Source organism: Pseudomonas sivasensis (genome assembly GCF_021391435.1).
Lineage (GTDB): Bacteria > Pseudomonadota > Gammaproteobacteria > Pseudomonadales > Pseudomonadaceae > Aquipseudomonas > Aquipseudomonas sivasensis.
Genome location: NZ_CP090029.1, coordinates 2,479,789 through 2,505,446, shown reverse-complemented (window position 1 = coordinate 2,505,446; position 25,658 = coordinate 2,479,789). Strand labels below are relative to the sequence as shown.

Below are 25,658 nucleotides of genomic sequence, written 5' to 3'. Positions count from 1 at the left end.
CTTCATTTGGATTCATGGCCGTGTACCTACCGGTACAGCGCGAATCACCGCCCTCGGCCCCGGCTGCTGCCCGCCCGGAATCGCCTTCTCCACCGAAGGCAACTGCGGCGCCTGCACATCCGGCATCGCCCAACTGTGTTCCGGCTGCAACCCACCCTGTGCCCGACGCATAAACTCATAGCGGTTCAAGGTAATACTGCGCCCCGCCCCACTGTCGCGAATGATGTAAGGCCGCAAAAACACCATCAAGTTGGTCTTGCTCACACTGCGCTTCTCATTGCGAAACAACGCCCCCAACCCCGGAATATCCGATAGCCACGGCACCGCGTCGTTGCTCTGGCTATAGCCATCCTGCAGCAACCCACCCAGCACCATGATCTGCCCGTCATCCAGCAGAATGCTGGTATCAATCGCACGTTTGTTGGTCACCGTCCCCGCCGCCACCGACGCCCGGGAATCCACACTGCTGACTTCCTGATAGATATCCAGCTTCACCGTGCCGCCCTCGGAAATCTGCGGGCGCACGTTCAGCTTGAGCCCCACTTCTTCGCGCTGCACGGTCTGGAACGGGTTATTGCTGGTGCCCCCGCCGCCGGTCACATAACTGCCGGTGACAAACGGAATCGTCTGCCCCACAAAAATGCTCGCCGCTTCGTTATCCAGGGTCAGCAGGTTGGGCGTGGACAGCACGTTGGTGCCGCCCTTGCTCTTCAAGGCGCGGGCCAGCACCTTGAGGTCGAGCACCTTGCCGATCCCTGGAATATCCACGGTGCCGTTGACCAGGCCGATGTTCAGGCCCTTGGGCAACACATCAATGCTGGTGGGACTGGTGGGCGTGCCATTCACACCGCTGCCGCCGAGGTTGACGCCGCCAAACCCGCCTTTGCCCGCCAGGTTGCCGGCCTGCCATTGCACGCCGAATTCCGTGGCGTCGTCCTCGCCAACTTCGACGATCAGGCTTTCGATCACCACTTGGGCGCGGCGTTGATCGAGCATGTCGATCACTTCCCGCAGGTTGCGGTACAGCGGGTCCGGCGCGGAGATCAGCAAGGTGTTGGTGGTGGCGTCGGCCTGGATGGTTACGCCGCCGGCGCTGAACGCAGTGTCCTGATCCTTGGACGGGCTGGCGGTGGAGGGTGAATCCTGGCCATAGCTCGATTGCACGCCACTGCCGGTGGGCGTGCCACTGCTGTTCTGCGCATTGCTGGCTGGGGTGGTGTTCTGGCCATTGCCGCCCATGGCGCTGAGTTTGCTGCGCGCCTCGTCGCTGACCCCGGCGTCACTCTCGCCGGTCAGCAACCCGCGCAGCGACTGGGCCAGCTTGCCCGCCTGGGCGTTGCGCAGGTACACCACGTGCATGTTGCTGGGGTTGCTTTGGGCGTTGTCGAGCTTGTAGATCAAGTTACGCGCCAGCTCCGTGCGCTCGGGGCTGCCGGAGCGAATGATGATGGAGTTGGAACGCGGATCGCCAATCACATTGATCTTCTGGGTCTGGTCGGCCCCCTGGGTTTCCAGGAGCTCGGCGACCATGGCCGCGATATCGACAGCAATGCCGTTCTGGATTTGCACCACGTCAGTGTCGATGGCGCTGGGCGTGTCGATGCCACTGATGATCTGCGCGACCCGCGCGAGGTTTTCCGCGTAGTCGGTGATGACAATGCTGTTGTTACCGGGATAGGCGTTGATCGGGTTGTTTGGCGACACGATGGGGCGCAGCACCGGGATCAGGTTCACCGCGTTTTCGTATTGCAGGCGGAAGGTTCGGGTCTGCATGCCGCTGCTGCCGGCGCTGTAGATCGGCCCGCCGAGCAACTTGGCATCGGCCTCCGGCACCACCTGGGCCACGCCGCCGACATCAACCACGCTGAACCCCTGCATGCGCAGCGCCGCCAACAGCATGTCGTAGGCCTGATGCGCGGGGACCTGGCCCTCGCTGACCAGGGTCAGGTTGCCTTTGACACGTGGGTCCACCAGGAACTGCTGACCGGTAGCACGGGACAGTGCGCGCACCACGGCCTGAATATCGGCGTCGACAAAGTTGAGCTGCACCGGCTGGTCGCCCAGCGGATTACGTGCCTTGACGGTCGTCGGGGCCTGGCCTCGGGCGCTGTTGGTCACCCGGTGCTGTATGGCGGGTTTGGGGACAAGTTCGCGCTGGCGATCCAGCACGGTATCGCCGCCGCGGCGGGTCTCGGCCAACGGCTGGCCGAGTTCGCTGTCCACCAACAACGGCTGGGTGGCCTGCTGGGTGCTGCACGCACTGAGCGCCAGCAACAGCAGTGGCGCGGCCATACGAAACGGGGGGACTGACCACTTCATGAAGCTTCCTTAGCGCCAAGCGCCTGATCCATGCGAACGGTCCCGGACACAGTGCCGGCCGAGGTGTCGACGGTGTCCGAGGCACGCTGCAAACGTGCCTCGGACACTTCCAGAGAAAAGGTTCGGGGATTGCCCAACAACCAGCCCACCACGGCGTCCGCCGGGGCGTTGTCGAAGGTCAGGCGCCAACCGCCAGCATCCAGCGCCTGCAACTGGTAATGCTCGCGCAGACCGGCGCTGTCCAAGGCCTGGCGCAGCGCAGCTTCGTCGGCGGGCCGAGGTGCTGTGACGTCCTGCAACAGCACCTGCAACGCGGCAGCCTGGGCGCGCAGCTTGGGGGTTTCGGCTTGCCAATAGTCGATCTTTTTAAGCGCAGGCTGGACCAGAATCAGCCAGGTCAACAGGCTCGCCAGCACCAGACCGGCCCCCACCAGCATGCGTTTTTCACGCAGGGCCAGGCCGTTCCAGAACACATGGGTCTGGCTGCGTACGCGGTGCCATTTATTCATCGCCGGCTCCAGGTTTTTCCGCGACCTGCGCGGGCGCAATGCTCCACCCATGGTCGTCCCGTGTGGCGGTAAAACCTGCCTGGGCTAACGCGGCTTGCCACTCGCCCTCGGCCGCCGGGCTGCGGCTGTCAGCCAGCAGTTCCAGGTGCAATCGCCCCTGCTCAAAGGTCAGGGTGTCGACGCTGCCCACCATAAACGGCAGATGGCTGCCCACCAGTTGCAGCAGGCTGGGAAAGCGCTGGCCGGGGTCGGCGGCGGCGCCAGTCTGGCGTGCAGTCAGTTGCTGACGGGCCTGCTGCAACGGGTTGAGCACCACTGGCAATTCAGGAAACGCCTGGCGTACCTGCTGGCTCATCAACGCCTTTAAGCGCTGGCCTTCATCCGCCTGGCGGGCGGCGTACAGGTTGAGGCCGACCGTCCACACGACGGCAGCCAACGCGACACAGCCCAGCGCCCTGCCCCAGCCACCGCTGGACGCTTGGCTGAGACGCGCGTGCAGGCCCCAGCTCGGCACGGCACCGGCCCAACGCTGCGCCGCGTCCACCAGCGGTACATCGAGCGCCTGCAAACCCAGCGGGTGCACCGCTGCTTGTTGCAGGCTGTCACGCGTCAACAAATAGCCTTCATCCAACGCCGCTGCCCCTACCGGCAAGGCATAGGGCGCGGAATACAGGCCGCGCAGTTTGAGTGGCGCCTGCGCCAGGACCTGGCTGAGTCGTTCCAGCCCAGCCTTCGGCACCCAACCAACCTGCACGCGGCCATCGCTTTCGCGCTGGCCGTGAGCCACTTGCATCTGTTCCACTGGGCCGAGGATCAACGCCTGGGCCGCGCAGGCCACGGCGGCATGGGTTTTGGCGGCAGGCAGTGGCGGCAATTCGAGGCTTGTCAGCAGGCTGTCGCAGGGGTGCAGAAAGCAGTCCACCGCGTGGCGGCCCTTGCCCAATTGCGCCAGGCTCTCATGACCTTCAGAGACCACCGTGCCACGCTCCCACCAGGCCCACTTCACCCGGCTGTCCACACTCAATTCAGCCAGCGGCGGCAAGGCAATGCGCAAGCGTTTCATACGCCCACCCGCGACCAGATCACCTGGGGCCGGCGGTTTTCCGGACGGTGCAGCAGCGCATCGAGGGTCACCCGACGTTGCTCCTGCCGCGCCTGGCCTTGCAGGCGAAACCACTCGCTGGTGATGCCGACCTGCACTGAGTCCACCGCCACCTGGGGCAAGTGCAGGCGATTGACGAAATCCCCCCGGTTGATAAACCAATGCCCGCCGTCACGCTCAGCCACCAGCGCCTGGGCCTGGGACAGACTCAGTTGGGGCACCACGGCGCTGAGCACTTCGGCGCGGGCGGTGTTGCCGTTGACCCAAGTCATGTCGGGCAGCACGCTGATATAGGTCTGCATGCGCTGCAACACCGCGGCGTCGAGGCCTTCCACACCGCTCAAGTCATCCAGGCTGCGCAGCATCGGGTACTTGGCGGGCATATCAAGTTGCGCATAGGACGCGATGACCCTCTGGCTGATACGCCGGCTCACCGCCGGGTCAACGCCGATCAGGCGGCACAGCCGTTCAAAACTCTGCAGTTGCTCGGCATCCACCCGCTGGCGATTGACCAGGTTGCGCAGGTTGAACTTGCCCTGCTCGTCTTCAACCCGACCTTCGAATGTGCCGCCCTGAGCCCGGGCCCAAGGTTGGTCAAGGCGGGTCAGCACGTCTTTCTGGCGCGCCTCCCACAGCATCTGTCGGCTGCGCTCAAGACCACCCTGCAGCAGCCACTGGCCCTGCGTGCGCATCTGCTCGGCTTCCAGGCTGCGGGTAAACACGGTCTGGCGCGTGAGCATGGCGCCGGCGATCACCGCGACCACGGCGGCGATCAGCAACGCGCTGATAATCGCCATGCCGCGCTGCTTCGCCACTGGGGGCGAATACTGTTTCATGACGCGCCTTACAACTGCCAGGAGCCAATATCGGCATTCACGCCATCGCCATCCGGCTGGCCATCGGCGCCGAGGGAGAACACATCGACTTCACCATTGGCGCCCGGGTTGAGGTAGTGATACGGGTGGCCCCACGGGTCATTCGGCAATCGGTCAAGGTAGGCGCGCCAAGTGTTGGTCTTGGCATCCGCCGGGCGTTCCACCAGCACTTTCAGGCCCTGGGTCATGTTCGGGTAAGTGCCGTGGTCGAGGCGGTAGAGTTTCAGCGCCTGCATCAAGCCGCCGATGTCCTGCCTGGCCGCCGTGGCCCGCGCCTGGTCCGGCCGGTCGAGCACCTTGGGCACCACCATCGCCGCCAGAATCCCGAGGATGACCACCACCACCATGATCTCGATCAAGGTAAAGCCACGCTGGCCGCGAGGGCCTGGCAATGGGGACGTTAGGCGCGCGATATCCATCTCGACATTCCTTGGGTTGGGTGTATTTCGTGGCGCAGTGTTGCAAGAACATATGTCAGTCGTATTGAAAATCCTCGGGAGGTTCGGTCGCCAATCGGTCAACTCGCGGCGCTAGTCTGCGGGCCTGTTTACGGGCTTTGAGAGCGCCATGTACGGCCATCGCAACGAGCAAGGATTTACCCTGATTGAAGTGCTGGTGGCGCTGGCGATCATTGCCGTGGCCATGGCCGCCGCTGTGCGTGTGGCCGGGTTGATGACCCAGAGCAACGGGCTGCTGCGGGATAAGTCGATGGCGTTGCTGGCGGCCCAAAGTCGCCTAGCAGAGGTGCGCCTGGAGGGCGGCCTGCGCAGCGGCAAGAAGACCTTCGAGTGCGACCAGGGCCGCTTGAAGCTGCGGTGCGAGCAGACCGTCAGCGCCGATGGCCCGCTCTTTCAAATCAGCGTGTTGGTGCTCGACGCCAGCCGTGAAGCGCCGCCCCTGGCGCGGCTCGCCACCCAGGTCATGGCCGAGTGAGGCGCGGCAACGCAGGGGCATCCGGCAACTTATCGAGGTTGACGCGCAGCTTCTCGCCACCGCGCTCAATCTCCACGCCATCGCCTTCGATAGCCGTCAGCCGCACGCCAGGGCTGAGGCGTTCACCCAAAAGAAAACTGCGCGGCGGGCCGTCGTTGAGGCTGAGGATCGCCACCGCACCGCGCGCGCCAGCGAGCACGCCAGTGACCTTGACCTGCAACGCCGTCGGCGCATTGGCAAACCATTGCAGCGCCGGGTTATCGCTGCGCGCCGCCAGAGCCTGCGGGGTGGCCTGGGGCGTGTGGGATTCGGCGGACGTGAGTAGCAGCGGCGTCCACACCACCCCGCCAGCCAAAGCCGCCAGCAACGCGCCGATCTGCACGCCCTGGGCGGGTGAAAAACGCAGGGAAAAAGCCATGAGTGGGACCTCCTGTTTGTCCGTATCTCCAGCGTACAGGCCAATTCGCACGTTTTTATTTCACAACCTCGCCAGTTCAGCAGGTGCCCCACGATGAAACAGCACGGCTTCACTCTGATCGAGCTAATGGTGGTGCTGGTAATCATCGGCATCGCCAGCGCGGCCATCAGCCTGAGCATCAAGCCTGACCCGCTGCACCTGCTGCGCAAAGACGCCGAGCGTCTGAGCCAACTGCTGCAAGTGGCCCAGGCCGAAGCCCGCGCCGACGGCCGCCCGATTACCTGGCGCGCCGATGCCAAGGGGTTTCGCTTCAACCGTCGCCGTGATGACGGGATGGGCATGGAGGCGTTCCAGGGCGATGCCCAATTGCGCCCACGCTTATGGGAGAGCACGCCGATGCAAATCAACATCGAACCCCGGCAAACCCTGGTGCTCGATGCCGAGTGGATCAACCCACCCGTGCGTGTGGTGCTGTCCGACGGGCAACACAGCCTCAGCCTGCAACGCGATGCCGCCGGTTTGATGCGCGTGGTGAGCCAGCCATGAGTTCATCGCAGAAAGGCTTCACCCTGATCGAAGTGATGGTGGCGATCATGTTGATGGCGGTGGTCAGCCTGATCGCCTGGCGCGGCCTCGACAGCGTGACCCGCGCTGATCATCACCTGCAGGCGAGCACGGAACAGACTGAGGCGTTGTTGCGAGTGCTGAACCAGCTGCAGCGGGACATCAGCCTCAGGGCCAGCGTCGAACTGACCGCACCGACAGACGACGCCGATGGACTGGCTGCTGTGACGGTGCGTAGCTCTGACAGCAAGGGGTTTGAGTTGAACGTGATTCGTCGTGCACCGGTCGACGGTGATGGATTGCAACGGGTGCGCTGGTGGCTCAAGGGCGACAACCTGTATCGCGCGGCGGCGCCTGCGCGGGATCGGTTTCCGTTGCCGGCGGCCAAGGATGGCGTGGTGGTGTTGACGGGGGTGAGCGATCTGCAGGTACGGGTGTGGGAGACGGATAAGGGCTGGCGGCAGTTGAGTGGGAATCGGCGGGGGGATCCTTTGGGGTTGGAGGTTAGGTTGGTCAGGCAGACCGCTCAGGGGGTTGAGCGGTATCGGCAGGTTTTGGGGCCTTTGCGGGTGGGGGAGTGATTGGGGGCATATCCGTTATTTGGGTGATGGCCGCTTAGGGTTCCGCCCTTACGGCGGCTCACTTTGGAAAAGCCCCAAAGTAAGCAAAGGGCTCTTGCCCCAACACTCGGCACCTCGCCTAGGCTCGGTGTGCCCGCACTCCGGCTTGAATCCGTGGGCCGCCGCGATGGGCCATCCATGGCCCAGCGCGGCTAACCCGGCGTCCTGCCGGGTTACCCACGGATTCAAGCCTGCGTTCGGCCAGCGTGTTTGACGGGGCGCCTAGGATCAAAATCAAAATCAAAAGCGCAGATCAACAGAACGCTGACTTCGTCAGCGAAAAGGATGTAAGAGCCAGATCAAAAGCACATCAAAAGCACATCAAAAGCAGAGCAAAAGCAGAGCAAAAGCAGAGCAAAAGCAGAGCAAAAGCGGGACAGCAGAACAGCAGAACAGCAGAACAGCAGAACAGCAGAACAGCAGAACAGCAGAACAGCAGAACAGCAGAACAGCAGAACAGCAGAACAGCAGAACAGCAGGCTAGAACCTATCTGTCTGATCTATGGAGATCAAACTGTGGGAGGGGGCTTGCTCCCGATGGCAGTGGGTCAGTCACAACTGCATCAACTGACACACCCTCATCGGGAGCAAGCCCCCTCCCACATTTGGACGGAGTTCGGCTTAAGAACCCGGTCGGCTCTAAGGCCGCCGCGCTCTTGCTTTTGATCTGAAATCGCCCCGTCAACCACGATGGCCGGAATTCGACGTTGATTTGGGGGGTAAACCGGCAGGGATGCCGGTTTAGCCGCCCTGCGCCATGGATGGCGCGTGGCGGCGGCCCCCAAATCAATGTCGGATTACGGGCATGCCGAGCCTAGGCGAGGCACCGAGTGGTGGGGCGAAGGCCTTTTGGTTACTTTTGTGCCTTTACAAAAGTGACCCGCTGTAAGAGCGGAACCACAAGCCGTCGTTACCTAAATAACGGATATGTACACCCTAACGGATACGTACACCCTAACGGATATGTACGCCGACACACCTCAACTCAACAAAACAACCCCCCCAGGCAACTCCGTACACTTAGCCCCATAAGCATCCCGTATCAACAACGCCACGCCCGCCAACTGCTGCAAACTAAACCGAGCCTGCACCCGCCGCTGCCCCAATTCTTTGTTAAGCAACACCAACATCCCCGGCCGATAGCGGTTGATCTCATCCACCACCGTCGCCAACGTCGCGTTGTCAAACACCAGCACCTGCTCACGCCAGGCCACCACCGACTGTGTATCCACGGCGATCACGTCACTGACCCCGGCAGCGCCGTAGCTCATTTGCCGACCACGGCCCAAACTCACGCTGTTGCCGCCCACGTCCACCGACAGCGACCCTTCGATACAGGTGACACACACCCTGTGATCGGTATGGCGCACATTGAACCGCGCCTGCGCCGCACTGACCCAGCCCTCCCCGGCCTGGACCTTGAGCGGCTGCGCAATATGGGCGACGACCTCGACCTCGCCTTCGAGCAATTCAATCCCCTGACCCACCCGGCTGATGCGCGTCTGGGTATTGAGTTCCAGGCTCACGCCGTCACTCAACAGCACTTGGCGCTGCTCGCCGACCTCAGTGCGATAGTCCGCCGTCAGCCCGGAAAACCCGCCCGGCACGCCGACGCGCACCATCACCACCGCCGCCGACGCGGCAATCGCGGCCCCCAGAAATGCGCGACGCCCGAACTGACGCGGCGCAGACGGTTGCTCAAGCGCCGGTGCCAATTGCTGCCACAACCCCTTCGCCTGCTCAAACGCCTGGGCATGCTCCGCGCTCTGGGCGCACCAGGCTTTGAGGGCCTTGGCATCGGCCACGGTGGCGCGGCCCGAGGTCAGCAGGAGCAGCCAGTCGCGGGCTTCATCGTGCAAGGGGCTGGCGGCGGATTGCCGGGCGATGGAGAGGCTAAAAATGTTCAAGCGCGCACATACTCACGGTTTTATCAGGGACTCAACACTAAGACGGTTTTCCGGCGCCGGGACCGAACCGCTGGATCACTTTTCTTTCCAGACGTTTGGCGCAATGACCCAGTGCGGCCTTGATTTCCTTCTCGACCATGCGCGTGGAAATGCCGAAGCGCTGGGAGATTTCCAGGTGCGGCGCCTCTTCCAGGCGGGCGGCGATCAGGATCTTGCGTCGGCGCGAGGGCAGTTCATACAGGGCTTTGACCAGGGACTGGATTTCACGTTGACCGCCCACCACCCGCGACGGGTCCTGGGCTTCGTCGGCGCTTTGCAGCAGTTCTTCCACCTCGCTGCCGGTCAGCAAACGGGCGTCGGCCTCGCGGCGGTCGGCAGCGATGTTCAGGGCCATGCGGTACAGGTAAGCATTCGGTTGCGCCAGGTTCGGCGGCATCTCCATGCGGTCGACTCGCAGGTAGGTTTCGTGCAACACGTCATTGGCCAGGTCCTCGGAGCCCAGACGCTTGCGCAAACGCACCTTGAAATCTTCGTAAGAGGCCAGGAACAAGCTGACCATCGTGCTGTGCCCGGTATTTTTCATCCGCCCGAGGCTCCTTTTACGGCTGTGCATTCCATGCGTGTTCCTGTGGTGTCGGGCATCAAGAGCAAAGTCACCGGTTGACGCAGTGAACTCGGCGCCGGGCGTTCCACCCGTGCAGCGCCTAAGCTGCGGACCAGTGCTTCATCGCGTTGTTCATCGCCGGTGGAGCTGACCAGCCGGCTGTGTTCGATCACGCCGTCGCGGTTGACCCACACCTGCACCAGCGCACGAAAACTGCCGGGCCGAGTCAGGGGCGAACGGCACAGGCTGGTCTCGATGGCCTGCTGCAAGGCCGTGGCGTAGCTGTTATTGATCCGCGCAGTACTGCGGGCCGCCGCACCATGCGCCGGGGGCGGTTGGCTAACCTCGGGCAACTGCAAGGTAAACGCATCGCTGCGTGCATAACGTGCCATCAGGCCGCTCCCTGTCAGCAACATCGCCAGAGCCTCCTGCGCCGTGAAGCGACCGCGCACGGCGAGGGAGCGTCGGCCCTGCGTCAACTCACGGTCCACGAGCACCGCTATCCCCGTCGCGCGGCTATAGGCCTGCAGGGCGTGTTCAAGGTCTTGCGCGGGCAGGTTCAGCAGCAACAGCGGCGACTGCGCTCGCGCAACCCCGCCGCCGGCCAGCAGCAACAGCAAGACCAGGGCGCATACGGCGCGCCTCCAGGCTCCCTGTTCACCCCCTGCGTAGCATCGCTGCACGGCCGACGCGCCCTAGAAAACCGTCATCCTGAGGCCCGTTTATGAACCTGATGTTACGGTGATAGCAAAAAAAACATCACGGTGACGAGAAGCCCGCTGCACTAGACTCTCAAGCCATACCGGCCCACTCCTTCGGGCCTGCCAGGAGGCCATGATGAAGCTGCTCCCGACCCTCGCCAGCCTGTTGCTGTGCGCCGCCCTGCCCTTACTCGCCCACGCCGACAATGCGCCAAGCGGTTGCACCGAGGTCACGGTGGATGGGTACAAGGCGCCGGATTACGGCTGCCTGGGCCAACAAATGGGCAATGACACGAATGCAACCAAGGCGGCGAAGAAAAACCGTGAGGCACAGCATCTTTCTATCGAGCAGCGGCCGCCGAACGCCGTGGGCTTATCCACCCCGGCGGCAACCAGCGTGCGCATGGGCAATACGTTTGGTACGTCGGTCAAGCCGCAACGGCCGTGAGCCTTTTGACGAAATTTTCATCTTTGCCCCCCTATGATCGGCCACCTCGTTGGGGAGTAACCGGCTTCTGACCCCGTTGGAAGCGTTCGTATCAACATATTCGGCAACCTGCCGTGGTGCGAACACCGTTTTTCGGTTGGTGAGACCAGCGACACATCCATGCCTAAAGTCGGGCGCGTGGTTGTGTCGTTGTGTCCTATAGCCCGACTGGAAGCCTCACCGTGAACCCCATTTCCCTGATTCTTCTCGCCCTGGCCATGTCCACGGATGCCTTCGCGGCGGCCATCGGCAAAGGCTCCAGCCTGCACAAACCGCGTTTGACCGAAGCCCTGCGTGCCGGTGTGATTTTTGGTGTGATCGAAGCCATCACCCCGATGATCGGCTGGGCGATCGGCCACGTGGCCACCCGTTGGGTGGAAAGCTGGGACCACTGGATCGCCTTCACCCTGCTGGTCGGTTTGGGCTTGCACATGATCTGGAACGGGCTCAAGGCCGATGACGAAGAAGCCGAGAAACCGACCCAGCACTCGTTCATGATCCTCGCCGTCACGGCGTTTGCCACCAGCATCGATGCGATGGCAGTGGGTGTTGGCCTGGCGTTCGTCGACGTGAATATCCTGGTGGCCTCCGCCGCGATTGGCCTGGCGACCATGACCATGGTGACCATCGGCATGATGCTCGGACGGGTGCTGGGCACCGTGGTGGGTAAGCGTGCCGAGATGGTCGGCGGCGTGGTGTTGATGCTGGTGGGTGCGACGATTCTTTACGAGCATCTCTCGGTCTGACGTGCACACATAACAAATGTGGGAGGTGGCTTGCCACCGATGGCGGTGGGTCAGTCAATGATGCTGTGACTGTACTACCGTTATCGGGGGCAAGCCCCCTCCCACAGGGGTTCTACGGTGGCTTGGAGGTCGAGTTTTCAGGCCGCGTGGCTTTCCTTCTTCAAACTCTCCATATCGATCACGAACCGATACTTCACATCGCCCTTGAGCATCCGCTCATACGCTTCATTGATGCCTTGGATGTCGATCATCTCCACGTCCGAGACAATCCCGTGCTTGGCGCAGAAGTCGAGCATGTCCTGGGTCTCCTGGATCCCACCGATCAGCGAACCAGCCAGGCTGCGGCGCTTGAAAATCAGGTTGAACACGGTCGGCGACGGGTGCGGGCTGTCGGGGGCGCCGACCAGGGTCATGGTGCCGTCGCGCTTGAGCAGGTTAAGGAACGCATCGAGGTTATGCGGCGCGGCGACGGTGTTGAGGATGAAGTCCAGGCTGTTGGCGACCTTGGCCATTTCGTCTGGATTCTTCGACACCACCACATGGTCGGCGCCCAGGCGCAGGCCGTCTTCGCGTTTGTTGGGTGAGGTGGTGAACAGCGTGACCTCAGCGCCCATGGCGTGGGCGATCTTCACCGCCATGTGGCCGAGGCCGCCGAGGCCGACTACACCGACCTTCTTGCCGGGCCCGACCTTCCAGTGATGCAGCGGCGAATACGTGGTGATGCCCGCACACAACAACGGCGCCACGGCGGCCAGGTTGGAATCGTCGTGGGAAATGCGCAGCACGAACTTCTCCTTGACCACGATGCTGTCCGAGTAGCCGCCAAAGGTATTTTCACCGCCGAACACCGGGCCGTTGTAGGTGCCGGTAAAACCGCTCTCGCAGTACTGCTCTTCGCCCTCGGCGCAGGAGGCGCAGTGCTGGCAACTGTCGACCATGCAGCCGACACCGGCCAGGTCGCCGACCTTGAATTTGCTGACATTGGCGCCGACTGCCGTCACACGGCCGACGATTTCATGGCCGGGGACCGACGGGTAAAGGGTGTTGTTCCACTCGTTGCGCGCGGTGTGCAGGTCGGAGTGGCACACGCCGCAATACAGGATGTCGATCTGTACATCGTCCGCCCCTGGCGCGCGGCGCTCGAAGGTAAAGGGCTTGAGGACATCCTTGGCGTTCTGGGCGGCGTAGCTGTAAGTCTTGGCCATTTCGTTCACCTGTGTGATCTGACGGTAGAGGTCAGTGGACCAGCATAGACGCTGAACCGTTCAACCAAGCACACCCATACAAGCCCTTCGTCAGGTTTACGGCAATAGTGAGCTAGAGTCTTCTCGCCCCCTCAATCAGGAGTTTTCCATGAGCACATTCGTTGCCAAAGACGGTACCCAGATCTACTTCAAGGACTGGGGCAGCGGTAAGCCCGTGCTGTTCAGCCACGGCTGGCCGCTGGATGCCGACATGTGGGAATACCAGATGGAATACCTGAGCAGCCGTGGTTACCGCACCATCGCGTTCGACCGCCGTGGCTTTGGCCGTTCGGACCAGCCGTGGACCGGCAACGACTACGACACCTTCGCCGATGACATCGCGCAGTTGATCGAACACCTGGACCTCAAGGAGGTGACCCTGGTGGGCTTCTCCATGGGCGGTGGCGATGTTGCGCGCTACATCGCACGCCACGGCAGTGCCCGGGTAGCCGGCCTGGTGCTGCTGGGTGCAGTGACGCCGATCTTCGGCCAGAAGCCCGATTACCCACAGGGCGTGCCGACCGATGTGTTCGACGGTATCAAGGCCGGTTTGCTGAAAGACCGTGCGCAGTTCATCGCTGATTTCAACACGCCGTTCTTCGGCATCAACAAGGGCCAGACCGTTTCCGAAGGTACGCTGACCCAGACCCTGCAAATCGCGATGCTGGCGTCCCTCAAGTCGACCGTGGATTGCGTCACGGCCTTCTCCGAAACCGACTTCCGCCCGGACATGGCCAAGATCGACGTGCCGACCCTGGTGATCCATGGCGATGGCGACCAGATCGTGCCGTTCGAAACCACCGGTAAAGTGGCCGCCGAGATGATCAAGGGCGCCGAATTGAAGGTCTACAAAGATGCGCCCCACGGGTTTGCCGTGACCCACGCCCAGGCGTTGAACGAAGACTTGCTGGCGTTCCTGAAGCGCTGAAACCGCTCTCCTTATTTAGCCGGGCTCGCCCGGCTTTTTTTATTCAGGCAAAACGCTGACCGAGCACAAAACGCCCCGGCCCGGCGATCAGCACGCTGGTAAAGAGGATCAGCAGCAACCACCCAAACTGCCCTTCAAACAACGTCCACTCTGGATGCACGACCACCATGGCGATCAACAGCACCGCCAGGATGGGCAGGCATGCCAGGCGCACCAGCACGCCGGCAAGGATCAGCAACGGGCACAGCACTTCGGCAAAAATCGCCAGCAGCAGCGTGACGTGTGCGCCGAGGTGAAACGGGTCTTCGATCAGCTTCAGTTGTTCGCTGTAATTGAGCAATTTGGGCAAGCCGTGTACCCACAGCAGGAACAACGCCCCGCTCGCCCGCAGAAACAACAGCCCCAGATCCTGATGTCTTGATTCGTTCATAGGTGTTCCCTGTTGGTTGACACATCGATTGTGTCCACAGAGCGCCCCCCAAGATTGCAAGCCTGTGCTGACCTTTACTCCCCCGTTCCCGCAAACCCCGCGACGATTTCATCGATGACTACCCGCACCCGCGCGGTGTGGCGCAGGTCGGCGTGGGTCACCAGCCACACGTCATAAGGCACCGGCCGCGTGCGCTCGGGCCAAAGGCGAACCAGGCCGTCACGCTCGCCGGTGTACACCGGGATCTCGCCGATACCGAGCCCGGCGGCAATGGAGCGGCGCACCAGCAGGCTGGAACTCAACGCCGCGACAATGCGCCCACGGCCCAAGGGTTCGGACACCAGGGTCAGGTCTTTGTGGGTTTGCAGATAGGGTTGGTAGACCACCAGGTCGTGGCCTTCAAACAGGCTGCCGGGCTCGGGAATCCCGTGGCGATCGACGTAAGCCTGGGAAGCAAACAACCCCAGCGGCCATCGAGCGATGCGACGGGCTATCAGGTCGGGGCTATCGGGACGGGTGTTGCGCACGGCAATGTCGGTTTCACGTTTGGCCAGGCTCAGGAACTGGGTCGATGCGTCCAACTGCACACGCACATCCGGGTGCTGGGCGTGGAGGCGCGCAATCGCAGGGATCATAAAGTCGATGGCCAGGGAATCGGTGGTGCTGACCCGTACGGTGCCGGTCAGGCGGTCATCCAGGCCTTGGATCTGCCGCTCCAGGTCCAGGGCCGAACGCTCCATTTTTTCCACCGAGTGCAACGCGGCTTCGCCCACGGCGGTCAAGGCGTAGCCCTCGGAGGTGCGCAGGAACAGCGTCGCGCTCAAGGACTTTTCCAGGGCGTTGACCCGCCGCCCGACGGTGGCCTGGTCCACCCCCAGCACCCGTGCAGCGCCGCGCAGTGTGGACTCGCGGCATACCGCCAGGAATACCCGTGCGTCATCCCAATTCATGCGTACTCCTTATGCTGCATATCTGCATCACTGTGCCGTGTAATCGCTGCATTATTGCACCGACGTTCCTCGATATGCTGGGCGCCAGAGAAAAATACTCAGGACCGCCACCATGCAAGACACTCAAGCACGCAGCGCCGTCTGGCTGCCCATCTTCGCCGGCCTGTGCGCCAGCCTGGTCAGCATCGGCCTGGCGCGGTTTGCCTACACGCCGTTGATTCCATCGCTGATCCAGGCCCACTGGTTCAGCGCCAATGACGTGGTGTACCTCGGCGCCGCCAACCTGGTGGGTTACCTGGTCGGCGCGCTGATAGGCCGCCCCCTCGCCCAACGCAGCTCCAACAAAAGCGCCCTGCGTCTGATGATGGTGGCGGTGACCCTGGCGTTCTTTGCCTGTGGTTTTCCGTTGTCGGTGACGTGGTTCTTCGGCTGGCGCCTGCTGTCGGGCATTGCCGGTGGCGCGATCATGGTGCTGGTGGCCGCGACCGTGTTGCCCCATGTACCGGCCGCACGCCGAGGCCTGGCCAGTGGCGCGATCTTCCTGGGCATCGGTTTGGGGATTGCCGGTTCGGGCACACTGGTCCCACCGCTGCTGAGCCTGGGTTTGCAGCAGACTTGGTTCGGTCTCGGTCTGTTGGCGGTGGTGCTGACGGCCGCCAGTTGGTTCGCCTGGCCCAACGGCACGCAGCATGAAGCACCGCAACCGGCGGGCAGCACGTTGCCGACCCCTGCTGGCGTGTACCTGCTGTTTGCCCAATACGCCTTTATGGCGGCGGGCCTGGTGCCGGCGATGGTATTTCTGGTGGATTACGTGGCCCGCGGCCTGGGTGCCGGGGCGCATATCGGCGCGATGATCTGGGTGATGTACGGCCTGGGCTCGATTGTGGGGCCCGTCACTTATGGGTTCCTGGCAGACAAGCTCGGCGCACGCTTGAGCATCCGCGTGGTGTTGCTGGTGCAGGCGATTGCCGTTGGTATGTTGCCGTTCGCCGGCTCGTTTACGGCCCTGGCGGTACTGGCGGTCATCCTCGGCTCCTTCCCGCCGGGCATCGTGCCGCTGGCGCTGGCGCGGGTGCACGAACTGATCCCCAATCATCACCAACAGCAGGTCGCCTGGAGCCGTGCCACGGTGTCCTTTGCCACCTTTCAGGCGGTCGCGGGCTTTGCTTACTCAGCCCTGTTCAATGCGAGCGGCGGCCAGCATGTGCTGTTGTTCATGATCGCGGCCGGGGCGATAGTGGTCGCCCTTGCACTGGAACTGGTCATGCTTTTGCTGAACCGCCGGCCGCCCGACGCGGTCCCACCCCATACGCTCATCGCTGCAGGTAACTTCAAATGATGCTCCCTAACGACATGACCCTGATCGAAATCATCACGCCCGGTGGCCCAGAGGTGCTCCAACCGCGCCAGGCGCAAGTGCCCGTGGCCGGTCCCGGCGAGATCCTGATCCGCGTGCACGCCGCCGGGGTGAATCGCCCCGACGCCCTGCAACGTGCGGGCAAATACCCGATGAAGCCCGGCATGAGCCCGATTCCGGGTTTGGAAGTGGCCGGTGAAGTGGTGGCGCTGGGCGACGGCGTGACCGCGTTCAGCCTGGGCGACAAGGTGTGCGCCCTGACCAATGGCGGCGGTTATGCGCAGTTTTGCGCGGTGCCCGCTGGCCAGGCTTTGCCGATCCCCGAGGGCATGGACTGGATTCAAGCCGCCGCCGTACCGGAAACCTTCTTCACTGTGTGGGCCAACCTGTTCGGCCTCGGCGATGCGCACACCGGCCAACGCGTGCTGATCCACGGCGGCACCAGCGGCATCGGTACGACCGCGTTGATGCTGTGCCGCGAATTCGGCATCCAGGCTTTCGCCACCGCCGGCAGCGCCGACAAATGCGCGGCCATTGCGAAGCTGGGCGCCACGCCGATCAATTACCGCGAGCAGGACTTCGCCGACGTCATTGCCCAACAGACTGACGGCCAGGGTGTGGATGTGATCCTAGACATCATGGGAGCCTCGTATCTCAACAACAATCTCAAGGCCCTGGCCATGGACGGCCACTTGGTAATGCTGGGTTTCCTCGGCGGCGCCAAGGCCAACGACGTCGACCTGCTGACCATCCTCGGCAAACGCGCGGTGATTACCGGTTCGCTGTTGCGCGCGCGCAGCAAGGATGAAAAAGCCGCGATTGCCGAACAGTTGCGTGAATACATTTGGCCGGTACTGGAAGCCGGGCGCTGCTTGCCGATCATCGACAAGGTGCACGAATACACCGACGCGGCCCAGGCCCATGCGCGGATGGAAGGTGGGGATCATATTGGCAAGATTGTCTTGCGGGTCGCGTAACCAGCAGGCACTAGATAGCAAATGTGGGAGGGGGCTTGCCCCCGATTGCAGTGGGTCAGTCAATGATGCTGTGACTGTCCCGCCGCCATCGGGGGCTAGCCCCCTCCCACATTGGTTGCATGACTACCCGAGGTACGTGGGGTAGTCGATATACCCTTCCTCACCCCCACCATACATCCCCTCTTCCCGCAGCGGATTCAGCGGCCACCCGTTGAATATCCGCTGCGGCAGATCCGGGTTGGCGATAAACGGCCGACCAAACGCGATCAAATCCGCCAGCCCTGCTTCCACCAGTTTCGCGCCGCGTTCAGCGGTGTAGCGCCCGGCATAGACAATGCGGCCACTGAAGGTGCTGCGCACGGCTTCACGGAAGCTGTCGGGCAAGATGGGCGCGTTGTCCCAGTCGGCTTCGGCGATGGAGACATAAGCAATGCCCGACGCTTGCAGCACTTTGATCGCTTCGATGTAGGTGTGGTGCGGGTCTTCTTCCACCAGGCCGATGTACACACGGTCTTCGTCGGTGCCGCTGAACAACGGTGAAAAACGCACGCCAAGGCGTTCCGGGCCGACCACGGCGCTGACCGCTTCGACGATCTCACGCAGAAAGCGCAGACGGTTTTCCAGTGAGCCACCGTACTCATCGTCGCGGGTGTTGGAATGGGCCGAGATGAACTGGTTGACCAGGTAACCATTGGCCGAATGGATTTCCACCCCGTCGAACCCTGCGTCCAGGGCATTGCGCGCAGCCTGGGCGTAGTGCCCGACCAGTTGCTTGACCTCAGCGGTGCTCAACGCACGCGGCACGGGTGGTTGCACCAGTTCGCCGGTGCCAGGCCCGGTGGCGATAAAAGCTTTGGCTTGCAAGGCCGCCAGCGCAGATGGCGCCACGGGTGCCGCGCCGTCGGGCTGCAAGGCGTTATGGGACACGCGCCCCACATGCCACAGTTGCGCGAAGATCACCCCGCCGTCGGCATGCACCGCGTCCGTGACTTTGCGCCAGCCGTCGATTTGCGCCGGGCTGTAGATGCCCGGCGTCCAGGCATAGCCCTGGCCACGGGGTTCAATCTGCGTGCCTTCGCTGACCATGAATCCGGCGCTGGCACGCTGACGGTAATACTCAGCCATCAGATCGGTGGCGATATCGCCGGGCTGGGCGCTGCGTTGGCGGGTCAGCGGCGGCAGCACGACACGGTTAGTCAGGGTGTGATTGCCCAGTTTTACCGGGGTACTTAAAACGTTGTCAGTCATGGGTTTTTCCAAATTTTGGGCGCACGAAAGCATTGGCGACTCTAAAGAGTCGCCAACGAATCGAGCGGTTGATTAAGTTAAGCGGTGAGTTTCAGCAGGGCCTTGGCGACATCGCTGGAACTGCCGGGGTTCTGCCCGGTGACCAGCAAGCCATCAACGATAACGAAGGATGCCCAGTCGGCGCCCTTCTCATACTTGCCACCCAATTTCTTGAATTCATCTTCAATCAGGAAAGGCACCACCTTTGTCAGGCCTACGGCGTCTTCCTCAGAGTTGGAGAAACCGGTCACGCGACGGCCTTTGATCAACGGGTCACCGTTGACCGCCTTGACGTGACGCAGCGCGCCCGGTGCGTGGCAGACAAAACCAATCGGCTTGCCGGCACGCTCAAAGGATTCGATCAGCGCGATGGACACCGGCGATTCCGCCAAGTCCCACAGCGGGCCGTGGCCGCCTGGGTAAAACACCGTGTCGAAGGCGTCCACGTTGACCGTGTCCAGCTTGACGGTATTGGCCAGCGCCTGCTGCGCCGCCGAGTCGGCCGCGAAGCGATGGGTCTGCTCGGTTTGCGCATCCGGTTCGTCGCTGACCGGGTCCAACGGCGGCTGGCCACCGGCTGGGGATGCCAGTACCACGTCGGCGCCGGCGTCCTTGAACGCGTAATACGGAGCGGCAAACTCTTCGAGCCAGAAGCCGGTCTTGCGGCCGGTGTCGCCAAGCTGGTCGTGAGAGGTCAGTACCATTAATACTTTCATTTTCCAGTGCCTCGATCAGTGAATGTCAGTGTGTTCAGGGTGACCCAACAGCTGTCGGGTCAGCAGCAACGCCTCATCAAACGGCGCAGATGTAAGGGTGATCTTGCTCATGACACTGCTTCCCAGCCACAGCGCATACAGCTGCTGGGCCAAGTCCTGTGGGCGATGTTGAAGCCGCAATGAGCCGTCTTCTACGCCGCGCTGCAGCGCCACGGCGAGTAATGCAATGGTGCGCGAAGTGCCGCGTTGCAGGGCCAAACGCATCGGCTCTGAAAGGTCAGACACCTCCGCACCCAGTTTGACGGCAAGGCATTTGCCCGCTTCGGTGCAGCCGGTCTGATTGTCGATCCAGGCGTCCCAATAGCGCATCAACTTGGCGTGCTGGGATAAACCCGGTTGGTCGAACAGCTGCTGCATGCCGTGCACGTAGTGGTCGAAGTAGGTGTCGAGCAACACAACACCGAAGCCATCTTTAGAGGTGAAGTAGTGATAGAACGACCCCTTGGGCACCTCGGCCGCTTGAAGGATTTCGTTCAGGCCCACCGCAGAAAATCCCTTGCGGCCGACAAGCACTTGCGCCGCATCCAGAATGGTCTGTCGTGTATTTTTGGTTTCGCTGCTCATGCTTGACTCCAACCGATTAGACCAGTCGTCTAGTTCGTTGAGGCAATGTTAGGGGCCGAGTCGAACCCTCACAATGTCAGATACGCAAGGATTCCGGACATCGCCCGAGGCGGGTTGCCGTTTACCCGGCACGCGCCGACAATCCATCCTCCCGCGCCCCTTGGAGAATGACGATGCACAGCGTTGCGCTGATGGTTTACCCGAACTTTCAATCCCTGAGCCTCAGCCTGGGCTCGGTGTTCGAGTGCGCGAACCTGTTGCGGGGCGAGCCCGCCTATGAATTTCACCTGGTGTCAGAGCGTGGCGGCGCGGTGATGACCTCCCAGGGTTTTTCGGTGAACACCTCGCCGATTCGGCCCGAGGGCTATGACACCCTGATCGTCAGCGGCTACCTGGAATTCCGCCTGCCGGAGGCCAACCTGCTGGAGTTGGTCAAGGCCGCTTCGGCGCAATCACGCCGAGTGGCCTCGTTGTGCATGGGCATCTTTGTGCTGGCCGAAGCCGGATTGCTGGAGGGTAAGCGCACCACCACTCATTGGATTCACGCCCCGGCGTTTCGCAAGCGCTACCCGGATATCCATCTGGAGGAAGACAAACTGTTTGTGGTGGACGGCCAAGTGTGGACCGGCGCCGGCATGAGCGCCGGTGTGGACATGGCGTTGGCCATGGTGGAGAACGACCTGGGCAGCGACCTCGCCCGGCGCATTGCACGCAAACTGGTGATCGCCCAGCGCCGCGGCAGTGAGCAGTCGCAATTGTCGGCGTTGCTGGAACTGGACCCCAAGTCCGACCGCGTGCAACTGGCCCTGGCCTACGCCCGCGAGAATCTCACCCATGACCTGTCCGTGGAAGCGCTGGCGGATGTTGCCCGTTTGAGTCCACGCCAGTTCAGCCGGGTGTTCCGCGAAGAAACCGGACAAACCCCGGCCAAGGCCATCGAAGCCCTGCGCGTGGAAGCGGCGCGGGCGATGATGGAAACCAGTCGTCACCCGGTTGAAGTGGTGGCCCGCGAAACCGGCTTCGGTGATCGCGAGCGCATGCGTCAGGCGTTTCTACGGGCGTTCGGGCAACCGCCCCAAGCGATGCAGCAGGCGTTTAATGCAGCGCCGCACGCGTAATCAAATAGCTCACCAACTGCGGCTCATCGTCCAGCTCGATGGTCTGCACCGGGCGCGGCAGGTTGTCCAACACCGCGCGCCAGAACGCCTGGGACACTTCGTCCTGGTCATAAAACCGCACCAACCAATCCGATACGCCGCTGCACAGCACCTGGGTGGCGATGGCGCGGCCGATGCCTTTGCGGCGATAGCGCTTGAGAATAAACAGGTCGGCCAGTTCCAGGGCGTCGATGCCAGGCAACTCACTGCCTTCGATCAGCAGAAAGCCGGCGATATAGCCGTCGACCAGCAACAGGTTGGCGCTCCACTGCGGGTCTTGCCAGTAGCGCGTCAGGTGTTCGTCATGGATATAGAAACGGCCGTCCGCCTCGACATCTTCCTGCTCCCAGTCCGACGACTCATAGGCGTAGTACTGGTAAAGATTGCGGATCAACTCGGATGCTTCAGGGCCGGTCTGGATCAGTTCCACTGTAGTTTCAGGCATTAGGCTCTCGATCAAAAAACGCAGGGCGCCATTGTTCACAAAACCTCGGCGCAGTCCAATAGCGCGGCGAACCTTTCTACTTGCTGAACCGATTGCAAATAGCCGTTGGCCCTGCCGAAGCGCTGAAACATTTCGAATAGACTTTGCCGAAGTCTCCCTTTTCTGAAGGACACGTATTTTGACGAACGTCTGTTCCGCCGGCCTGGATGTGGGCTTTGCGTCCCTGGATTACCTGCAGATTTTTATCCTCGGTGTGATCCAGGGTTTTACCGAACTGCTGCCGGTCTCCTCCACCGCCCATATGCGCGTAGTGCCCGCCCTGCTCGGCTGGCAGGATCCCGGTTCGGCCTTTTCGGCGGCCATGCAGTTGGCCGCACTGGCGGCGGTGGTCAGTTATTTCTGGCGCGATGTGCGCCAGGTGACCACGGGCAGCATCGGGGCGGTGCGCCGGGGCGACTACAACGACCGTTGGTTCAAGCTTGCGGTGGCGATCGTGCTGGCGACGATCCCTATTGGCATCGCCGGCCTGGCGTTGTCGTCGACGTTGAACGCCTGCAACTCGCCATTGCGCGGTTTGATGGTGATCGGCATTTCCTGCCTAGTGATGGCGGTGTTACTGGCGGCGGCCGAGCTGCGTGCCCGGCATACCCGCGAGATGAGCGAGATGCGCCTGCGCGATGCGCTGATCGTCGGTGTGGCACAGATTGGCGCGTTGATTCCTGGGGTGTCGCGTTCCGGCTCTACCCTCACTGCGGCGCTGTTCCTCAACTTCAAACGTGAAGAAGCCGCGCGGTTTTCCTTCCTGCTGGGCCTGCCGGCCATTGCCCTGGCCGGTTTGAAAGAACTGTGGGTGCTGCTGCGCGCCGACCTGCCGGCCCACGCCTGGCCACACCTGTTGTTTGGCCTGGTGGTGGCGAGCGTCTCGGCGTTTTTTGCAATCTGGGGCCTGATGAAGTTTTTGGAGCGGTTCTCCACCTGGCCGTTCGTAATCTACCGGGCGCTGCTGGGGGTGTTCCTGATTGTGGCGGTGAGTACCGGGTTATTGGCCGGGTAAGGCGGTGTGCGCTTAAGGAATGAGCGGGCTTCGGTGGGGAGATTGCTTCTGTGGTGGGGTTGCTTCTGAGATGGGTTGCTTCTGTGGTGAGCTTGCTTCTGTGGTGAGCTTGCTTCTGAGATGAGTTACCTCTGTGGTGAGTTTGCTTCTGAGATGAGTTGCTTCTGCGGTGAGCTTGCTTCTGTGGTGAGCGGGCTTGCCCCGCGCTGGGCTGCGAAGCGGCCCCATTGAGAACACCGCATTTCTTCAGGTAAATCCCGGGGGCAGGTTTTGGGGCCGCTTCGCAGCCCAGCGCGGGGCAAGCCCGCTCACTACAAAGAACATGCCCACTCTCGTAATACAGCCTTCAGACCCGGCTTTGGCAATCGCTCCAAACCTGGCGAATCAACCCCTGCAGCCTCAACGCCTCGGCCCAGTGTGAGCTTGCCTCTGAGATGAGTTGCCTCTGTGGTGAGTTTGCTTCTGAGATGAGTTGCTTCTGCGGTGAGCTTGCTTCTGTGGTGAGCGGGCTTCTGTGGTGAGCGGGCTTGCCCCGCGCTGGGCTGCGAAGCGGCCCCATTGAGAACACCGCGTTTCTTCAGGTAAATCCCGGGGGCAGGTTTTGGGGCTGCTTCGCGGCCCAGCGCGGGGCAAGCCCGCTCACTACGAAGAACATGCCCACGCTCGTACTGCAGTCTTCAGACCCGGCTTTGGCAATCGCTCCAAACCTGGCGAATCATCCTCTGCAGCTTCAACGCCTCGGCCCAGCGATCACTGATTTCACGCCCGTCCGCACCGGTAATCGCATACGGCGGCGGGCCCAGTTCGCAGGTGAACGACAGACTCTGCCCTGTGTCCGGGCGAGCCAGCCAGTCTTCAATACCGTAGCGCCACCAGCCGGTAAACCGTTCGACCCAGGCGTGATGCTGGGGGAACTCCATTGAGACCTGAACCTGCTCGCTGCTCGCCACGCGCCCATGAAAGCCCCAACTGTGACGCAGGATCGTGCGGATCTGTTCATCGTCCTCCACCGCGCCCGGTTCGGGCAATTCGCGTCCGACCACGTAGTGGGACAGGTCGGCCAGCAACTTCAAGTCGGGCATTTGCGCCAGCAGGTCGAGGGTGAACAGCAGGTCGTTGGTCAGGCGATAACGGTGGGTTTCCAGCAGTACCGGGAAATCCACCTGCTCGGCCAGGCGCTGCCAACCTTCGACCAGCCGCGCCGCGTCGGCCTGGGTGCGCGGGCGTACGTCGGCTTGCAGGGTGAGGTGGTGGCAGCCGTAGCGGCTGATCACATCCAGTGCGGCGGCCAGGTCGTCCACCGACTGTGGGAAAAGCTGGCCTTCGATCTGTAAGCCCCGCTCCGTGGCCGCGGCGTGCAGGCGTGTCACCGCGGCGGGCTTCCAGTAGTGATCGGTGATGCCGTCGAAGCCGGCAGCGGCGATTCGATCCAACTGCGCTTCAAGCGGGCCGGGCTCGGTTTGCATGGCCCACAGGGATTGGAACACTAGGAATCGGCGCATATCAGCTCCGCAGCAATTGTTTAAGGGACAGTTCAGGGTCCGCCAGGCTGGACGGGTTGAGCACAGTGCGCGCGGTGATCAGGCGCTCACACAGCTTGATGTCCTTGGCGACGCTGTTGCCGGGCGCCCAGCCGCACGCACCTTGCAACCGCGCGTCAGCATCGAGGTAGAACAGCAACAGGCCGCCGGCTGGCAAGACGCGACTGATCATGTGCGGGGTGATCACGCCCACGGTCTGCAAGCCCCAGTCGTACTGGTCGGACCAGAAGCCGGGGATCGCCTCAAAGGGGACCTCGCGCCCCAGCATATTGAGTGCGGCATGCCGCCCCTGAGCCTCGGCGTTGCGCCAGGTTTCCTGGCGTTGGTACTCGCCGCCGAGGCGAAACTCGCAAACGTCACCTGCCGCGTAGATGCCCGGCGCACTGGTGCGTAAATGCGCGTCAACGCGAATGCCCTGCCCCACCTCCAGCCCCGCCGCCACGGCCAGCTCGATGTTCGGTTGCATGCCGATGCCGACCACCACCAGGTCACACGGCAGCACCTGCCCGTCGACCAGTTGCACGGCATCGCCATGGATGGATTCCAGCGACACGTTCAAGCGCACGTCCACGCCTTGCTGGCGGTGCAGATCCAGCAGCGCCTGGCTGATCACCGGCGGCAACACGCGGCCGGCCAGGCGCGGCCCAGCTTCGAGCACCGTGACTTCGCAGTCCATGCCTCGGGCAGTCGCGGCCACTTCCAGGCCGATAAAGCCGCCGCCGACAATCACCAGTTTCACGCCGGGCTGCAACGCGGATTTCAGTGCCAGCGCTTCATCGTGGGTGCGCAGGTACAGCACGTTGGCCTGTTCCTGGGGCAGACGCCGCGCCCTGCCCCCGGTAGCCAGCAACAGGCCGGCGTAGGACAGCCACTGGCCGTCGGCCAATTGCAGACGCTGTTGAAGCGGGTCCAATTGGCTGACCGGGTTACCCGCGATATGTTCGATGCCCAACTCGGCCAGCCGGGCGCTGTCGCACAGGCTGCATCCCGCCAGGTCCATGCTGCCCTGCAACAACCCCTTGGACAGGGGCGGCCGTTCGTAGGGCAAGTGCGGCTCGTCGCCGATCAGGATCAGGCGTGCGGTATAACCCTCTTCGCGCAGGGTCAGCGCCGCACGGCCACCAGCATGGCCGGCGCCGACGATGATCAAGGGTGCGTTCATG

General features: G+C 62.6%; 27 protein-coding genes and 1 pseudogene. 10 read left to right on the top strand and 18 right to left on the bottom strand.

All coding sequences use genetic code 11. The features are described from left to right. Positions 1-12 precede the first annotated feature (12 nt). The 5 genes from gspD to gspG are packed head-to-tail and all read right to left on the bottom strand — an operon-like array spanning position 13 to position 5,224. Positions 13-2,319: a type II secretion system secretin GspD gene (gene gspD, locus LRO94_RS11445; protein WP_179179196.1), complete on the bottom strand. Its 2,307-nt coding sequence runs from the start codon at positions 2,317-2,319 to the stop codon at positions 13-15. Further along, positions 2,316-2,828, bottom strand: coding sequence for a type II secretion system protein GspM (gene gspM, locus LRO94_RS11440; RefSeq protein WP_179179197.1), 513 nt, complete (start codon positions 2,826-2,828; stop codon positions 2,316-2,318). Before gspM ends, gspD begins: the two co-directional genes overlap by 4 nt. Further along, complete coding sequence (gene gspL, locus LRO94_RS11435) at positions 2,821-3,891, bottom strand: type II secretion system protein GspL (protein WP_179179198.1); 1,071 nt, start codon at positions 3,889-3,891, stop codon at positions 2,821-2,823. Before gspL ends, gspM begins: the two co-directional genes overlap by 8 nt. Further along, a complete protein-coding gene (gspK, locus tag LRO94_RS11430) occupies positions 3,888-4,766 on the bottom strand; it encodes a type II secretion system minor pseudopilin GspK (protein WP_179179199.1) in 879 nt (292 codons plus the stop codon). The genes gspL and gspK overlap by 4 nt, the downstream gene beginning before the upstream one ends. Positions 4,767-4,774: 8 nt before the next feature. Then, on the bottom strand, positions 4,775-5,224 hold the full coding sequence (gene gspG, locus LRO94_RS11425; RefSeq protein ID WP_032885405.1) for a type II secretion system major pseudopilin GspG: 450 nt from the start codon (positions 5,222-5,224) through the stop codon (positions 4,775-4,777). Between the two features lie 148 nt (positions 5,225-5,372). Here gspG and gspI point away from each other — a divergent pair, with 148 nt between their 5' ends. Beyond that, a complete protein-coding gene (gspI, locus tag LRO94_RS11420) occupies positions 5,373-5,738 on the top strand; it encodes a type II secretion system minor pseudopilin GspI (protein WP_032885406.1) in 366 nt (121 codons plus the stop codon). Here gspI and LRO94_RS11415 read toward each other — a convergent pair. After that, positions 5,725-6,156, bottom strand: a complete 432-nt coding sequence (locus LRO94_RS11415) for a type II secretion system protein N (RefSeq protein WP_032885407.1) — start codon at positions 6,154-6,156, stop codon at positions 5,725-5,727. The two genes, gspI and LRO94_RS11415, sit on opposite strands and share 14 nt — an antisense overlap. Before the next feature lie 93 nt (positions 6,157-6,249). On the opposite strand from LRO94_RS11415, the gene gspH reads away from it, so the two are divergent. Further along, positions 6,250-6,702: a type II secretion system minor pseudopilin GspH gene (gene gspH / locus LRO94_RS11410; protein WP_032885408.1), complete on the top strand. Its 453-nt coding sequence runs from the start codon at positions 6,250-6,252 to the stop codon at positions 6,700-6,702. Further along, the gene (locus LRO94_RS11405) at positions 6,699-7,301 is read left to right on the top strand and encodes a type II secretion system protein GspJ (protein ID WP_032885409.1); all 603 of its coding nucleotides are present in this window, start codon (positions 6,699-6,701) and stop codon (positions 7,299-7,301) included. The genes gspH and LRO94_RS11405 overlap by 4 nt, the downstream gene beginning before the upstream one ends. A gap of 1,019 nt (positions 7,302-8,320) precedes the next feature. On the opposite strand, the gene LRO94_RS11400 is transcribed toward LRO94_RS11405, so the two are convergent. The 3 genes from LRO94_RS11400 to LRO94_RS11390 are packed head-to-tail and all read right to left on the bottom strand — an operon-like array spanning position 8,321 to position 10,471. Continuing rightward, complete coding sequence (locus LRO94_RS11400; RefSeq protein WP_179179200.1) at positions 8,321-9,247, bottom strand: FecR family protein; 927 nt, start codon at positions 9,245-9,247, stop codon at positions 8,321-8,323. A gap of 37 nt (positions 9,248-9,284) precedes the next feature. After that, positions 9,285-9,830: an RNA polymerase sigma factor gene (locus LRO94_RS11395; RefSeq protein ID WP_032888437.1), complete on the bottom strand. Its 546-nt coding sequence runs from the start codon at positions 9,828-9,830 to the stop codon at positions 9,285-9,287. Continuing rightward, positions 9,827-10,471: a secretin and TonB N-terminal domain-containing protein gene (locus LRO94_RS11390; RefSeq protein ID WP_179179201.1), complete on the bottom strand. Its 645-nt coding sequence runs from the start codon at positions 10,469-10,471 to the stop codon at positions 9,827-9,829. The genes LRO94_RS11395 and LRO94_RS11390 overlap by 4 nt, the downstream gene beginning before the upstream one ends. A 217-nt stretch (positions 10,472-10,688) precedes the next feature. Between LRO94_RS11390 and LRO94_RS11385 the strand changes: the two genes are divergently transcribed. Next, positions 10,689-11,000, top strand: coding sequence for a hypothetical protein (locus LRO94_RS11385; RefSeq protein ID WP_032888433.1), 312 nt, complete (start codon positions 10,689-10,691; stop codon positions 10,998-11,000). A 221-nt stretch (positions 11,001-11,221) separates the two neighbouring features. Further along, the gene (gene mntP, locus LRO94_RS11380; RefSeq protein ID WP_032888431.1) at positions 11,222-11,785 is read left to right on the top strand and encodes a manganese efflux pump MntP; all 564 of its coding nucleotides are present in this window, start codon (positions 11,222-11,224) and stop codon (positions 11,783-11,785) included. 137 nt (positions 11,786-11,922) lie between these two features. Here the strand turns inward: mntP and LRO94_RS11375 are convergent, their stop codons facing one another. Next, complete coding sequence (locus LRO94_RS11375) at positions 11,923-12,990, bottom strand: NAD(P)-dependent alcohol dehydrogenase (RefSeq protein ID WP_032888429.1); 1,068 nt, start codon at positions 12,988-12,990, stop codon at positions 11,923-11,925. Positions 12,991-13,138: 148 nt separating this feature from the next. Between LRO94_RS11375 and LRO94_RS11370 the strand changes: the two genes are divergently transcribed. Further along, positions 13,139-13,957 (top strand): alpha/beta fold hydrolase, encoded by an 819-nt coding sequence (locus LRO94_RS11370; protein ID WP_032888427.1) that lies wholly within the window; start codon positions 13,139-13,141, stop codon positions 13,955-13,957. 43 nt (positions 13,958-14,000) lie between these two features. On the opposite strand, the gene LRO94_RS11365 is transcribed toward LRO94_RS11370, so the two are convergent. Together LRO94_RS11365 and LRO94_RS11360 are read right to left on the bottom strand one after the other, a co-directional pair. After that, positions 14,001-14,387, bottom strand: a complete 387-nt coding sequence (locus tag LRO94_RS11365; protein WP_095186008.1) for a DoxX family protein — start codon at positions 14,385-14,387, stop codon at positions 14,001-14,003. A gap of 74 nt (positions 14,388-14,461) precedes the next feature. Next, positions 14,462-15,337, bottom strand: coding sequence for a LysR family transcriptional regulator (locus LRO94_RS11360; protein WP_032888423.1), 876 nt, complete (start codon positions 15,335-15,337; stop codon positions 14,462-14,464). 112 nt (positions 15,338-15,449) lie between these two features. Here LRO94_RS11360 and LRO94_RS11355 point away from each other — a divergent pair, with 112 nt between their 5' ends. Further along, the gene (locus LRO94_RS11355) at positions 15,450-16,676 is read left to right on the top strand and encodes a YbfB/YjiJ family MFS transporter (protein ID WP_179179202.1); all 1,227 of its coding nucleotides are present in this window, start codon (positions 15,450-15,452) and stop codon (positions 16,674-16,676) included. After that, on the top strand, positions 16,673-17,671 hold the full coding sequence (locus LRO94_RS11350) for an NAD(P)H-quinone oxidoreductase (RefSeq protein ID WP_179179203.1): 999 nt from the start codon (positions 16,673-16,675) through the stop codon (positions 17,669-17,671). Before LRO94_RS11355 ends, LRO94_RS11350 begins: the two co-directional genes overlap by 4 nt. Positions 17,672-17,794: 123 nt before the next feature. On the opposite strand, the gene LRO94_RS11345 is transcribed toward LRO94_RS11350, so the two are convergent. The 3 genes and pseudogenes from LRO94_RS11345 to LRO94_RS11335 all read right to left on the bottom strand — a co-directional run bounded on the left by LRO94_RS11345 (position 17,795) and on the right by LRO94_RS11335 (position 20,298). After that, positions 17,795-18,919 carry an alkene reductase gene (locus LRO94_RS11345; RefSeq protein ID WP_179179204.1) on the bottom strand — a complete coding sequence of 375 codons (1,125 nt, stop codon included), beginning with the start codon at positions 18,917-18,919 and terminating at the stop codon, positions 17,795-17,797. Positions 18,920-18,996: 77 nt separating this feature from the next. Further along, the gene (locus LRO94_RS11340; protein ID WP_095186012.1) at positions 18,997-19,674 is read right to left on the bottom strand and encodes a type 1 glutamine amidotransferase domain-containing protein; all 678 of its coding nucleotides are present in this window, start codon (positions 19,672-19,674) and stop codon (positions 18,997-18,999) included. Continuing rightward, a pseudogene (locus LRO94_RS11335) lies at positions 19,671-20,298 on the bottom strand (TetR/AcrR family transcriptional regulator). Before LRO94_RS11335 ends, LRO94_RS11340 begins: the two are co-directional and overlap by 4 nt. 173 nt (positions 20,299-20,471) lie before the next feature. Between LRO94_RS11335 and LRO94_RS11330 the strand changes: the two are divergent. After that, positions 20,472-21,416: a GlxA family transcriptional regulator gene (locus LRO94_RS11330; protein ID WP_032888410.1), complete on the top strand. Its 945-nt coding sequence runs from the start codon at positions 20,472-20,474 to the stop codon at positions 21,414-21,416. Here LRO94_RS11330 and LRO94_RS11325 read toward each other — a convergent pair. Then, a complete protein-coding gene (locus LRO94_RS11325) occupies positions 21,394-21,900 on the bottom strand; it encodes a GNAT family N-acetyltransferase (protein ID WP_032888441.1) in 507 nt (168 codons plus the stop codon). The two genes, LRO94_RS11330 and LRO94_RS11325, sit on opposite strands and share 23 nt — an antisense overlap. A 178-nt stretch (positions 21,901-22,078) precedes the next feature. Here LRO94_RS11325 and LRO94_RS11320 point away from each other — a divergent pair, with 178 nt between their 5' ends. Beyond that, positions 22,079-22,954, top strand: a complete 876-nt coding sequence (locus LRO94_RS11320; RefSeq protein WP_122763606.1) for an undecaprenyl-diphosphate phosphatase — start codon at positions 22,079-22,081, stop codon at positions 22,952-22,954. Between the two features lie 677 nt (positions 22,955-23,631). On the opposite strand, the gene LRO94_RS11315 is transcribed toward LRO94_RS11320, so the two are convergent. Together LRO94_RS11315 and LRO94_RS11310 are read right to left on the bottom strand one after the other, a co-directional pair. Next, complete coding sequence (locus tag LRO94_RS11315; protein ID WP_179179205.1) at positions 23,632-24,456, bottom strand: sugar phosphate isomerase/epimerase family protein; 825 nt, start codon at positions 24,454-24,456, stop codon at positions 23,632-23,634. 1 nt (position 24,457) lies between these two features. After that, the gene (locus LRO94_RS11310; RefSeq protein ID WP_179179206.1) at positions 24,458-25,657 is read right to left on the bottom strand and encodes an NAD(P)/FAD-dependent oxidoreductase; all 1,200 of its coding nucleotides are present in this window, start codon (positions 25,655-25,657) and stop codon (positions 24,458-24,460) included. Position 25,658 lies beyond the last annotated feature (1 nt).